Genomic DNA, 13,135 nt, shown 5'->3' with positions numbered 1-13,135 from the left:
GCGGCCGCAGCGTCGGCGCCGAACACGTCATCGGTGGCGTCGCTCAGCACGTTGCCGGTGGCGATGGCGCCCTCGGCCACGCTGTTGGTGTTGGCGTTCGCCGTCGGCACGTCGTCGACGACGTCGATGGTGAGCGTATCGTTGGCGCTCTGCCCGTCCTGGTCGGTCAGCACCACTGCGAAGTTCTCGAACAGGCTGTTCTCACCGAGGGCGGTGGGATGTGCCTCATTGTCGAGGAGCGTGTAGGTGTAGCTCACCTGACCTGTCGCGGCATCGTAGGCCGTCACAGCCAGCGTGTTGCCCTCCGGCGTCGTGAACGAGCCCGCCGTGAACACGCCATTGGTGATGAAGGCCTGACCACCGATCGTCAGCGAGGCAATGCCGTCGGGCGAGGAGATGGTGAAGGTGCCCGTACCGGTCTCGGCCGTGCTTGACGGGTTCGACCCGGGCCCGCCCGGCGTCCCGACATTTAACGCCTCTTCATTCACCGTCACGTCGCCGCCACGGGCCTCGGGCGTCAGGTCGCTGATCACCGGCGGTGCATCGCCGATCGAGATTGTCAGTGTCGTGTGCGACAGGTCGCCGTCACCATCCTTGATGGTGTAGGTGAACACGTCGTCGACGCCGCCGGGCGTGCCGGCATCGCGCGCATAGCTGTAGGTGCCGTCCGCGTTCAGCGTCAGCTTGCCGTAAGTCCCCTGGATCTGCACGCCAAGCGTGCCAGCGTCGTCCAGATCGGAATTCGTCGTGCCGCTGGTGACCCCGACCACCGTCGCGCCATCGGCGCCCTGCGTGTCGGCCGTCCCGTCAGTCACGTTGACGTCAAGGCCGTCTGTCCCGCCAGCAAGCACATTACCCGTCGCGGGGCCGAACTGACCCGCCGCGATGCTGTCCGTGTCGGCAATCGCCGTCGGCGCGTCGTCGACGATGTTGATGGCCAGGTTGCCTGGCGCTGCCGGATCGCCGTCGGCGTCCGTCACCGCGACCGGGAGGTTTACGCTGGTGGCGTCGCCGGAAGTGTTGTCGATGAGCGTATAGGAATAGCTGATCGTGCCGAGGCCGGTCGCGGGATCATAGACATAGCTCGCTGTCAGCGAGCCGGTCGCGTCGGTGAAGGCCTGGGGCACACCGGTCAGCACATGGCCGCCCAGCGAGACTTCCGACACGCCGTCCGGCGAGCTGAAGCCGATCGTCCCAGAGGTCGTCTCCGAGGTCGCAGGCTCGTTCGAGCCTTGTGACTCGCCGCTGCGTGCCGGCAGGCCAGCCTCATAGACCGTGGTCGAGACTACAGGATCAATCGAAGGGGTAGAGTCTTTCTCCCTGACGCCAATCGTCAGTTCCCGCGGCTCCAAACGCCCAAACTGCAAGGCCGTCGGCGGCAGCAACGCCGACAGATCGAATCCGTTGCCGATCCCGCCGACTGGAACCGCGAAGTTTCCGCCGGCGCTGCCCGGCGTCCCGTTTCCCGGCCCCGCCGAGATGGAGCCGTCGGCGCCGAAGGCAATGTCGACATGGCTTGCTTCAAGCGCCGCCAGCAAGGCGACGCGCGGCACCTCAATGTCGCCGAGAATAAAGGTCGGCACGTTCAGGGCACCGTCCTTGATGACGACCAGCGAGCCGTCTGGCTGTTCGAGCAGAAGGTGGCGGCCATCGACTCGGATATTGTCGATGGCGACGTTGGCCGGAAATCTCACGGTGTTGCTGGCGTCGGCCACATACTGATGCGGCGCCGCAGCCGCTGGTGCATTGGCCGCTGCCGGCGCTTCCGTTTGCACTGGTGCGCCGTTGCCCACATCCGCCGGCACCGGCTCGGCTGCTGCCGGCTGCTCGGTCGAGGCTGCTTGCGCGACCTGGATACCTGCCGCCGATGCCAGGCCGGCGTGTTCATTGGAAGCAGAATGTTCGTCCGAGGAACCTGAAACACTGTCCAATTCGGTAATTGTCGCCATAGCTGAAACCCCTCCGGTATTTCTCTGGAAGAGACAGCGGTCACCTCGGCTTTGCAACAGTCTGGTAATCTATTCCATATATCCTAATATGCATCTGCCACTATTTTTTACGCATGGTAAACCACATTTATATAACCCAATATATATTGGCGCCGCAGACCGATTTGCTGGCAATCCTTACGACAATGACGCGGAAGAATAAGTATAAATATATATAAAATTTTATACAAAACAGGCGTAGCCCATTGCGACAAAGTTATCTACCTTCCTTTCCAGTAATTTGAGACAAGATTGGTAGCGTCCACAGTCAAAGGTGGGCGTTATGAAAAAAGAAAAGGCTGGCCTGGAAACCGGGCTCAAAATGCTTTTGCTGGCGATCGGCCTTGTCGGCCTGTCGCAGCCAGCACTCGCGAATGCCATTGTGGCGGATGTCGCTGCGGCCGGTGCGCAGCTGGAAAAGGTGCAGGCGCCGCCATGCCTCGGCGGCGTTTCGCTGGCGAGATTTCAGCCTTGGCGGCCTGCTGAAGCTTACCGCACAGACATGTTTCCCGGCAGCTACGGGCCAGCCGTTGCTGATTACGGGGAGGCTCTTTCGACGTCGCGGGGCGATGTCGGAATAGATCCTATGCAGACGGCGGCGATAATCCCCGGTGTGTTCGGATCGGTTGCCTTGTCGATGCGCAACTCTCCCGTCTCGGCGCGCTGGGCACCTGTCTACAGGGCCATCGCCGGCTGCTCTGTGAGCAGTGCGTGCGAGCGCAAGAGCGCTGCTTTTGCCGAGATCGTTAACGCTGTCAAAGACCGGGGATTCAGCGACAAGCTGTCCTTCGTCAACAGCAGCATAAACCGCGCGATTGCCTACAAGAAAGACAGTGCAGTTTACAGCAGGCTCGACTATTGGGCGAAGCCTTCGGAAATCCTCGAGCGACGGGCTGGCGACTGTGAGGATTTTGCCATCCTCAAGATGGCGGCACTGCTGCGGGCCGGCATCCCGGCGCAGAGCATGTCGCTTGTTGTTCTCCAGGATCGCCGCAGAAAATTCTTTCATGCCGTGCTGTCGGTGAGTACGGACAGCGGCACATTCATCCTCGACAGTCTCAACAACACTGTTTTGAAAGACAGCGATCTCCCTGATTATCTGCCGCTGTATTCCTTCAGCACTGACCGGGCGTGGATCCATGGCGCAAAACCAGGGGGCGCGCAAATAGCCGACATCAAAGGCGCTTTCGCAACGGTTGCTCCTGGCGAAGGTTCGGAGCCGGATATGTCCCTGTGAAAATTACGCGAAGCATCGTCAGCCAGGGTTGAGCTGCACTTGCCCGGAGCGGCAGCTCTAAATTAGCCGTTGACGAACGCCATCAGCAGCTCCGGTTCGGGTACGGGCGCCCGCACTGCATTCAATTGACCTCGATACCGACGTTCGCCGGCGCCGATGACGAAGCCGCTGGCGATCGGAACTTCGCCATTGGCATCGAGTCGGGCAAAAATGTCGGCGACATTGAGATCCAGCGCCAGTTTGAGATCTTGTCGTGCATCATTGTTTTGTCCGGTCGGCAACTGACGCTTGACCAATTGCTGGAACGGAGCATTGAAAGTCAGGATCTTCTTGGATGACGCCAAGGCAAAAGCGGGCGAGGGGCAGGCAACCAATATGGCATTGATCGTTCTGATCGATGCAAGCTTTCGTAGGATCAGGTTTTCATCCGCCAGCCCGAGTATGCAGGCCACCCGTATCGCCGACGTCAGATTGCCAGTCTTGGTTTGATTTTTGGCGATCTCGTCGATCAGCATGCCGATCGTGCATTTCCTGTTTTCAGCCATCTGCTTCAGCGACATCCAGAAAGCCCTTTCCAGACGAATGCCGCGGCGTATGCCGCCACGCGCGACAACCCGGAACTCCAGCCCGAAATCCTCTCTGGTGATCGGCAGGAGCAACCGATCATGGGTGGTGGGCGGAGAGTTGGCGCTAGCGCTCACTCATGGCCTCCTGACGCGCCTTGTTGATCGGCTTCAAAAGGTAACTGAGGATCGTCTTGCGTCCTGTCTTGATGTCGACCGAACAGATCATGCCGGGGATGATCGAATAGGCCTTGCCGTCCCTTTCGAGGGTCGACTTGTCCGTCGCCACACGCACCTGGTAAAAGGGCTCACCCGTTTTCTCGTCGACCAGGCTGTCGGCGGTGATGTTGGAGACCTTGCCTTCGATGCCGCCGAAGATCGAGAAGTCGTAAGCGGTGACTTTTATCAGCGCCTCCTGGTCGGGACGAATGAAGGCGACATCGCGTGGCGAGACGCGCGCTTCGACCAGCAAGGTTTCGGAGGTCGGCACGATGCCTGCCACGACCGAGCCAGGCTGCACGAAGGCGCCAACCGTGTTTAGCTCCAGTGTATTGACGATGCCGTCCACCGGCGAACGGATATCGGTGCGCGCTACCTTGTCGGTGGCCCCACGAATGGTTTCGTCCACGACCGAAAGCTCGGCCAGCGCCTGCGTCAGTTCATCCAATGCTTCCTGTTGCAGCTGGAGGCCAAGCTCCTCGACCTGGAGTTGGGCTTCGGTGATCGTTGACCTGATCTTCTTGACTGTCTCGCCGGACAGGTTCAGCTGACCATTGAGTTCGGTCTGCTCCCGTTCAACCCGGATTTGCTCTGTCCTGGCCATCAGCCCCTTTTTGACCATTGATCCAACCAGTTTTGCCTCTTCGTCGCTAACGGCCAGATTCTTGGTGAGGCGTTCGGAATTGGCGGCTGCTTCGTCCAGTTCCTTTTCGCGCTGGTCGAGGCGCGATTTGAGAACCGACAATTTATTGTCGAAGTTTTCGCGCCGGGCGATAAGGAGCTTCTGCTCATTGTCGCAGATTTGCGGAGCGATCGACTGAATGTCGGCCGGGCACGGAAAGGGCCCTGCGAGATTGCCGCTTTGTTCGTATTTGAGCCTTGCGATTCGCACTTCAAGCGCGCGTGACTTGGCCTGCTGCTCGCCAAGGCTGGACGTATTCAGCGTGTTGTCGAGGCGAATGATCAGGTCGTTTTTCCTGACGACCTGCCCAATCTTGACGGCGATTTCCTGGACGACGCCGGCTTCGCTGGCCTGGATGATTTGGGTCTTGGACGCCGGGATGACCTTGCCGTCGCCGCGCGCGATCTCATCGACTTCGGCAAAAGACGCCCAAGCAACAAAAACGACGAAGAGCGCTCCTATGATGAATATGGAGGCCGACGCGAAAAGCGGCGGACGATCTTCTTTGGCAAGCATTTCCTTACGCCCCGTTATATTGAACTCGCTCAATATAATCTATTTTTCATCAGCCACTTTTCTGCAGTGCCTTTACGACCTGTTCCTTTGGCCCATCTGCCACTATCCTGCCTTGCTCGATAACGATAAGCCGATCCGCCAGCTCAAGCATGCTGTAGCGGTGGGTCGACACGATCAGCGTCGTGTTTTCATCGAAGGCTACTTTGAGCTGTTTGATCAATTGTCTTTCCGAGGCCAGATCCATTGAGCCTGACGGTTCGTCCAGGAAGACGATTTTCGGCTTGGTCAGCAGCAGGCGCGCAATTGCCACCGTCTGTCGCTGCCCCCCCGAGAGATTGGTACCCCGCTCGCCGACGTTCATGTCATAGCCGCGCGGGTGGCGAGAGACGAACTCGTCGACGCCGGCAGCCTTTGCGGCGTCGATGATTTCTTCGTCGGTCGCTTCGGGGCACGCCATCAGGAGATTTTCCTTGATGGTGCCTGAAAACAGATCGCCGGCCTGGGCGACGATCCCTACCGCAGCGCGAACCTCCGACGGGTGGTATTGGCGGATGTCGATGCCGTCGAGCAAAAGCTCTCCCGAGGTTGGGAGGAAAAGCCTGCCGATCAGGCGACCCATCGTCGTCTTGCCGGATCCTATGCGGCCGATGATGCCGATCCGTTCTCCCGGTTTCACCGAAAAATTGAGGCCGGCCAGAACCTCGTTTTCCGAACCGGGATAGACGAACCCGACATTCCTGAACACCATCGCACCGTTGCGGATGGGGCGGTTGACGAAGCCCACCGTGTCCGGCCGGTCTTCCGGTTGAGCCATGATCGAATTGATGATTCTCAACGAGAGCATGGCTTGCCGCAGTCTCGAAAGGGTGATGGCAATCTGGCCAAGCGGAGCAACCGCGCGGCTCGCGAGCATGACCGTGCCTATTATTGCTCCTGTCGAAATATGGCCTTCCGAGAAGGCATAGGCGCCGGCTACGACCAGGGCGACGGTCACAAGCTGTTGTATGGCCTGGGTGACGTTGCCGGCGGCGGCCGAAAGCTGCTTGATCTTTTCCGACGTATTGGCGGCGTTCTTGGAATGCTCGCCCCATTTCCGCAGCAGATACGCTTCGGCCCGCAGCGATTTGATCGTCTCCAGCGTCGAAATGGATTCGACCAGCAAGGCCTGGCGCTGAGAAGCCTCGTTCATCGAGGCGGCGACTCGCTTGCCGATACGTCGCTGCGTGATCAGCCCGACGATGACCGACGCCACGAAGGCCAATGCCGGTATGACCACCAGCCAGCCGCCTATCGCATAGATGACCAGAAGAAAGACGAACACAAAAGCCGTATCGATGAAGACGCTGATGGTGTTGGAGGTGAAGAACTCCCTCACGAACTCATATTGGGTTACGCGATTTGCGTATTCACCGGTCGAGCCAGGGCGCGCTGACAGAGACGAGTTGAGGACTTTTTCGAACAGAAGATATGATATTCGCAAATCTGCTTTGCGCCCGGCATAGTCGATGAGAGACGCCCTGGCGGTCTTCAAAAGCAGATCGAACAGAATGACGGCGCCGATGCCGATTGCCAGAACCCACAGCGTTGAATTTGCCTTGTTCGGCAGGATTCTGTCGTAGACATTCATGGTGAAGATCGGCGAGGCGATGGCCAGCAGATTGATGAATATCGCCGACAGGACCACTTTCGAATAGGTGCGCCAGAAGGCGCCCATCGTTCCCGTCAGCCAGTGACGCCTTTCTATCTTCGCCGCGGAACCGACCTTCATTCCTTCGGCGGCATTGGCATAGGTTATCGAAAAGGATACGCCGCCACTGATGAAACTGGCGGCAAGCTCGGATTTGGCGATGATCGTGCGGCCATCTTCCTGCGGGGCGGTCGTATATGCGCCGTCTTGCATCTCCGCCAGCAGAGCAACAGGCAACTGGCTGACGCGAAAGAGAATGGCAGGAAGATCGACACGACCGCGCAGAAAATCCCGGTGGCTGAATTCCTGGACCTCCAGACCGATCCGTTCGGCAAGATGCCTGATGTCCTCCACCTCTATTCGCGTCTCTGCCAGCGGAACCCCGGCGAACAGGACGGTTTCGGCGCTCGGCCTGCCGAGATATCCGGCAACAGCCGAAAAGCAGGCCTTGAATGCCTCTTTAGGGGAGAGGATGTTGGGTTGCTGATTCACGATCTGCCCGCAAGGACTCTCGATCGATCCTTAAACCAAGCTATTTTTTCCTGACCGGAGCGAGGATGTCGAAAGGCAGATCATTTTTCTGTTCCGACGGGGTGCGCGCATAGGTTTCGGTGTCAGCAGTCTCCGGCGTTGCAAACTCGGTCCTGGCATAAGCCGTCGCCTGTTTTGCCGGCTGAAGGTTCATCGTTTTCAGCAACTGCCCGGTCGCCGCCAGCAGCCGATACTCCGCGAAAAGCGATGCGTAGGAGGCAGTATCCGCCAGCGCTGCTGTGTTGAACCGCGTATTTTGCGCGTCAAGCACGTCGAGCAGCGAACGCTGTCCGACCTTGAATTGCTCGCGGTAGGACGCGACGATTTTTACGCTCTCGGCAGCTTGCTGCCGCAGAGTCTTGGCAAGTTCGGCTTGCCGGAAACGGCGATCCCACGAGGTGCGGACGGCTTCCTCGATTTCCCTGAAGACCAGATTCAATCCAAGTCGCTGTTCGCTGGTACGACGTATCTGTTCCTGTTCGTTGGCCTTGTCGATACCTCCGCGATAGAGATTCCAGCGCAGCACGAGTCGCGCCTCCAGGTCGCTGCCGTCCCCGTAGTCGCCATCAATGTCATAACCGGCTCTAGCGACGCCCTCGGCGACAATAGCGGGACCGAATTTTGCCCGGGCCGCATCCACGAGGGAAGCGGCGGCGTCGATATCGCTATTGGCCATGTGGACGCGTGGATTGTTCTCCCGAGCCAGTCCCAGTGCCTCATCAAGCGACCTCGGCAGCGCGCCGGCGACATCGCCCGGCCTGGAAGCGTTGGTCAGCGGTTTTCCCACGGTCTTGAAAAAGCGTATCTTGGACTGCTCCAGCTCTTCGGAAGCTTCCTGCAAGCGTGCCTTGGCTGCTAAAAGCCGCTCCTGGGCTTGTTGGCCGTCGGCATCGTTCAACGCACCACCCGCGATGCCTTGCCGGATATCGCCGAGAATCCCCTGATGGAAGCCCAGGTTCTTTTTCGCCTCGGAAACGATCGAAGCCTGCAGCATATATTCCAGGTAATCCTGGACGACGGAGAGCCCGATAAATTCCGACCGCTCCAACACCCGGAACGAGGCTCCGTCGACCCGCGACGCCTGACGGTCCAACTCGGCCCGCCGGGCCCCGCTGTCGTAGAGCGTCTGCCTAACCACGACGCTTGCTTCTGTCGGATAGAGGGGATCATCCTCCAGGGAAAGCGCCCGCTGGGACGAATTGTCGAGGCGGCGAACACCCGCCGACCCTTCGAGGTCGATGCTGGGAAGATAAAGGCCCTTGGCCTGGCGCAACTCGAATTCGATTGCTTCGCGGTTTTCTATTGCTTGGCCGATCTCCGGATTGGACTCGACGGCGACGGCCATCGCTTCCTTGAGCGTGAGGGCACTAGCGCTCCCGCAAGCCAGCATCGAAAATGTGAAGAGCAGGCCAAGGCGCTTGCCAATGGCCACTTTGATTGTCGTATTCATGGTCTACCCCCACCCACGCTTCTGCCCGGTACTTTTTGTATGGCCCAAGTTTATATGGCCAAGCCTTCTCACCGAAGCTTTGACAAATTATCCGATAAATTCTTCGAATACGTGAGTGTTTATTGATTTAGCACCGGCCAAGAACCGAATTCGGGCCATAAGTTTCGGGAATGTAGCAAAAATGGCACATAAAACGGGCGCTCGCTGCGGTTGCGGCAAGCGCCTGCGCCTGTGATCAATGCTGCTCGCCGCCCTTTCCTTAAGCCTCGCGTAATCTTTGCAGCCTATTCTGCTTGTCGATTGGCGAGGGAACATGACGCGCAAGCCGCTACTGCTTTTTGCCTTCCCGGCTCTCATCCTTCTGATTCTTGCAGGGGGGCGAGCAGCGACGTTCCTGCTCGGAACCTATCCGGCTAGCCCCGCTTTGTGGCGGATCTGGCTTGAACTGCGGCCGTTGTCGATGATGTTCTGGCAGCAGGTCGACCTCTATCTGAGCGGTTCAATGGCCCTTGATGCCGCCATCCTGACCGCCGCATCGATCCTCTGCTGGATGGCTTGCCGGACGCGAAAATCGGCCGCGTTCTTCTTCCTTGCCAACCACGCCGCTCTGCTTTTCGCCGGGTTGATGATGGCTTCCAGCAGCCATTCTGAAACGGCGAGCACGATTGCGGCATTCACCGCGCCGAGCGGCCATCCATTCTCGCTGATCCTCGATTTCACATGGCAGAACAGCCTAGTGCTGGGTCTGGGCACTGCAGCCTGCGCCTACTGTCATGTTGCGTTTCTCGGCGAAGCGCGACAGCGTTCCCAAGCGCTCGCCGTACGGCTTCTTGCTCTGCAGCGGGATCTCTAATGCATGTCGCGCAAAAGTGCGCAGCGGTTTTGCGATAACGACATGCATAAGAACAGGAACTTAAAGCGCGTCGCATGACTCCATTCAAACGCGACGCGCTTTAGGACCCGGGGCACGCCGTGGTTTTCACGAAATAGGCCTTCACGTAGCCGTCCCGGCTGACTGGCGGCAAGGGATAATAGGTGACCGGGCACCATTGCCGCTTTCGGTCCGCCCCGGCCGGCCGGCATGGGCCTGTGGCCACGATAATGCCGTTGTGATCGGGGGCGATTGCGCCCGTAGCCCTGGAGAGGTGGCTTGGCTGCGATCGGATATAGAGAACATCCCAAAAGTCGACATTGACAACATGGTAGCAGGTCGCAGCCGTCGCGCTCCCGATCGGCATTGCCAACAAGACGACGGCAGCTCTGCACGCAGCTGGACGCAAAAACCCGTCTCTCCGATGTCTGTCGCTTCTAGTTGATTTTCTTGTAGTGGACCTTGCCGTCAGGCTGCACTATGCGCTGGTAGGACGAGTTTGGGGGAGGGGGCGGCGCCGCGATCCTCTTTTTGGGCGGGCGCGGCGCTTCGACGATACTGGGTTCGGGCGCTTCTTCGAGATCGGTGGCTGCTTCCGCCATGGTGCTGGTCGTGATCACGGAAGGCTCCGCTATGCTCGACATGTTGTCGTCACTGTCCAGGGGCAGCTCCTGTTCAAGCCGGGCAATGCTGCCTTTGACTTCGTTGAAGCTGCCCTGCAGTTGACTGTCCAGTTTTTCAAACCGGCTTTGAAAGCCGTTGTTGACCGTATCGAGCCGGGCTGCGATCCGTTGCTCGAACGATCCGAGCTGTTCCAGCCGCCGTTCGACAAGGCGCAGATCGTTGATGCCTCGGTAGAAATAGACCGCGGCCGTTATGTTCACCGCCGTGATCAGCAAGGCGCCGAGGGCGACAACGCCGATCATCCTTGCATTGCTCGGTTTCCCAACTGCAGCTTGCTCTTCAGTGTGGGTTGCCGGCCCAATGTCGATTGCCGGCATATCCGGGTCGCTGATCATCGTCATTGGACCACCACCTTTGCGCCGACCGAGACGCGCTTGAAGAGATCGATCACATCAGTGTTGGTAAGACGAAAACATCCTGATGTTCCGTCGAAGCCGATGCCCTTGGGATCGTTGGTGCCGTGGATGCGGTAGAGCGTGTCGCGCCCATCCCGCAGCAGATAGAGTGCCCTGGCGCCGAGTGGATTATAGGGACCGGCGGGCACCATTTCCGGCAGTTCCGGCTGGCGAGCGCGCATTTCCCCGGGCGGGCGCCATTCCGGCCATTCCGTTTTCGCCCCCACCTTGACGATGCCGGTCCAGCCAAAGCCGTCGCGCCCGACGCTGATCTGGTAGCGCAGCGCCTGGCCCTGCCGGGTCACCAGATAAAGCGCCTTCTCATCCTTGCGGATGATGATCGTGCCGGGCTGTTCCACGGTTTGGAGAGCAACCGCCTTGCGCAGGCTGGGGCCCATTGCCGGCAGCGGCGGCCGGTCCGACAGCGCAGACCGGGCATGGGCGAATTCCCAGGCCGGCATCCCCACGGCCAGGCCGATGATGCAGGCGCCGGCAAGCCTCGGGGCGATGCGGTATCTACCGGGCTGCGTCATCGAGCCGCTCTTTGAACATCCGCTTCAGGTCCTTGTTGAAGCGCGCCCGCCCGTCCACTTCGGAAGGCAGGATGGCCCGGTTCAGCGCGTCGGTCAGCAGCGCATTGTCCAGGCCGACCGACTTGATGTGCGGCGCCTTGAAGATCTTCTCGAGTTCGCTGCGCGAAAAGTGGTTACCGAACCATTTGCGCTTATGCTTGTTGGCAACCAGCGTGATGCTCACCGAATTGCCGCGCAGCTCGCGGATCTTTGTGTAGAGCCGCTTGCCCTGCCGCAGCGAGGCGACGTTGAGCTCGAAGACGATGAAGATCTCGTCGCTCGTCGAAAGCACGGAATTCTGCCAGGGGGTTTCGATATTCGGCAGGTCGATGACGATGTCGTCGAACCGGTAGGCGACGAGGTCCAGCAGCCGGAACACGAAATCGGCGCCCTGCGGCTCAAACGGCAGCTGCGGCCTCTCGAATGAATAGAGGGTCAGGCCTGACGGACGCGAAAGCCTGATGACGTCCATCAGTTCGACATCGAGCCTTTCCGGCTGGCCGATGATGCCGGCCAGGTCGAACTGGTTGAACAGGTTGAGATAGGCGCCGCAATTGGCGCTCTGGAAATCGAGGTCGACGAGGCAGGTCGAAGCCGCCCGTTCGGTGGATTTCGACGCCAGGTATTCCGCCGCCGACAGAGCGAGCGTCGTGGCGCCGGCGCCGCCGCTGGCGCTGATGAAAGTGATGATGCGGCTCTTGGTGCCCTGGTTGCCGGTGTCGTGGAAGGTGACCGCGTTCAGCAGCTCCTTGGCGTCGAGCGGCTTGTGCAGCCAGTCCGAAGCGTTCATGCGAACCAGGATGCGCGTCTTTTCGGAGGTCAATTCGTCGGAGACCGCGATCAGCGGCACGGTCGCCCACAAAGCGCGCGCCGCGACGATACCGGGCTCGCCGAGCAACTCGCCATTGGCCAGGTCGAGGATGACGATGCCCGGGCGCGTCTCAGCGGGCGGACCGTTGAGGAAGTCAGCCGTCTCGGAAATCCTGACATCGTAGATGGCCAGCGCGTCGAGCCGCGTCGCCACCTCGCGTCTGAACTGCGGATCCGACGAGAACAGGGCCACCTGCTTTCGTTTGGTCGGGAGAACCTTGGTGTTGATGGCATTCATGGGGATGTACTCTTCAGGTCTTCGCCCGTGACCGTGCTGAGCATCGAGGGCATGGTGAGATTTCCGAATCCGAGGAGGCCGCCGAGGAAGAAAAACTGATAGGCCCGGTTCTGAAGGCTGACGGTGATCGTCGGCACCGGTCCGCCGAACCGAGTCTGGTAGCCCAGGCCGGTGGCCGAATAGGCGATGACGACATTATCGCGCCTGAGGCCAGGAAAGAAATGACACATACCCGGCCGCTGGTCTGTCCCCAACGCAGGACAGACGTCGTCATTAGTGACTGCCGTATCGCCGCGGAAGATGCGGCTGAAATTGGCTGCATTGAATGTACCGCCATTGCTGCAAGCGCCCGTGCCGGCGGTGTATGTGCAGGTGAATGGTCCGTAGGCCGCGGCAACGACCGGAGCGCCCGGTGTCGTCGTCGGTGCGGCTGTAGCTAGCGCGGTGGCAACCGGATCGGAAATCGAGGCCAGACGTGCGCCGAGCTGCACGGCCTTGTTGGCGGCGTTCCACTGATAGAGGGCGTAACCGAAATCGACGAAGCCGAGAGTGAGCGCAAACATAAGCGTCATGACGATGGCCATCTCCACCATCGCCGCGCCGTCTTCCGATTTTGCGAAACGCCTGATCAT

Annotated in this window: 11 protein-coding genes; 2 read left to right on the top strand and 9 right to left on the bottom strand. The window is 59.7% G+C overall.

Going from position 1 to position 13,135, the window contains the following annotated elements:
* Window positions 1–1,949, bottom strand: a 1,949-nt coding sequence (locus AC0L14_RS13060) for an Ig-like domain-containing protein (RefSeq protein WP_473749764.1), incomplete at its 3' end; no start/stop codon positions are given.
* Between the two features lie 322 nt (window positions 1,950–2,271).
* Here AC0L14_RS13060 and AC0L14_RS13055 point away from each other — a divergent pair.
* A complete protein-coding gene (locus AC0L14_RS13055; protein ID WP_473749762.1) occupies window positions 2,272–3,225 on the top strand; it encodes a transglutaminase-like cysteine peptidase in 954 nt (317 codons plus the stop codon).
* A 62-nt stretch (window positions 3,226–3,287) separates the two neighbouring features.
* On the opposite strand, the gene AC0L14_RS13050 is transcribed toward AC0L14_RS13055, so the two are convergent.
* The 4 genes from AC0L14_RS13050 to AC0L14_RS13035 are packed head-to-tail and all read right to left on the bottom strand — an operon-like array spanning window position 3,288 to window position 8,873.
* Window positions 3,288–3,926 carry a ribbon-helix-helix domain-containing protein gene (locus AC0L14_RS13050; protein ID WP_473749761.1) on the bottom strand — a complete coding sequence of 213 codons (639 nt, stop codon included), beginning with the start codon at window positions 3,924–3,926 and terminating at the stop codon, window positions 3,288–3,290.
* A complete protein-coding gene (locus tag AC0L14_RS13045; RefSeq protein WP_473636879.1) occupies window positions 3,916–5,205 on the bottom strand; it encodes an HlyD family type I secretion periplasmic adaptor subunit in 1,290 nt (429 codons plus the stop codon). The genes AC0L14_RS13050 and AC0L14_RS13045 overlap by 11 nt, the downstream gene beginning before the upstream one ends.
* 49 nt (window positions 5,206–5,254) lie before the next feature.
* Window positions 5,255–7,384, bottom strand: a complete 2,130-nt coding sequence (locus AC0L14_RS13040) for a type I secretion system permease/ATPase (protein ID WP_473749759.1) — start codon at window positions 7,382–7,384, stop codon at window positions 5,255–5,257.
* A 40-nt stretch (window positions 7,385–7,424) separates the two neighbouring features.
* Window positions 7,425–8,873: a TolC family protein gene (locus AC0L14_RS13035; protein WP_473749757.1), complete on the bottom strand. Its 1,449-nt coding sequence runs from the start codon at window positions 8,871–8,873 to the stop codon at window positions 7,425–7,427.
* A 313-nt stretch (window positions 8,874–9,186) separates the two neighbouring features.
* On the opposite strand from AC0L14_RS13035, the gene AC0L14_RS13030 reads away from it, so the two are divergent.
* On the top strand, window positions 9,187–9,726 hold the full coding sequence (locus tag AC0L14_RS13030) for a hypothetical protein (RefSeq protein WP_473749756.1): 540 nt from the start codon (window positions 9,187–9,189) through the stop codon (window positions 9,724–9,726).
* A gap of 455 nt (window positions 9,727–10,181) precedes the next feature.
* Here the strand turns inward: AC0L14_RS13030 and AC0L14_RS13025 are convergent, their stop codons facing one another.
* The 4 genes from AC0L14_RS13025 to AC0L14_RS13010 are packed head-to-tail and all read right to left on the bottom strand — an operon-like array spanning window position 10,182 to window position 13,135.
* Entirely contained in the window at window positions 10,182–10,769 is a 588-nt protein-coding gene (locus AC0L14_RS13025) for a hypothetical protein (RefSeq protein WP_473749755.1), read from the bottom strand.
* Window positions 10,766–11,356 (bottom strand): L,D-transpeptidase, encoded by a 591-nt coding sequence (locus AC0L14_RS13020; protein ID WP_473749753.1) that lies wholly within the window; start codon window positions 11,354–11,356, stop codon window positions 10,766–10,768. The genes AC0L14_RS13025 and AC0L14_RS13020 overlap by 4 nt, the downstream gene beginning before the upstream one ends.
* The gene (locus AC0L14_RS13015) at window positions 11,340–12,503 is read right to left on the bottom strand and encodes a CpaE/TadZ family protein (protein ID WP_473749752.1); all 1,164 of its coding nucleotides are present in this window, start codon (window positions 12,501–12,503) and stop codon (window positions 11,340–11,342) included. The genes AC0L14_RS13020 and AC0L14_RS13015 overlap by 17 nt, the downstream gene beginning before the upstream one ends.
* Entirely contained in the window at window positions 12,500–13,135 is a 636-nt protein-coding gene (locus AC0L14_RS13010) for a TadE/TadG family type IV pilus assembly protein (protein ID WP_473749751.1), read from the bottom strand. Before AC0L14_RS13010 ends, AC0L14_RS13015 begins: the two co-directional genes overlap by 4 nt.

The sequence above is a fragment of the Mesorhizobium sp. WSM4841 genome (genome assembly GCF_055811515.1).
This window is presented reverse-complemented; position numbering and strand designations above follow the sequence as displayed.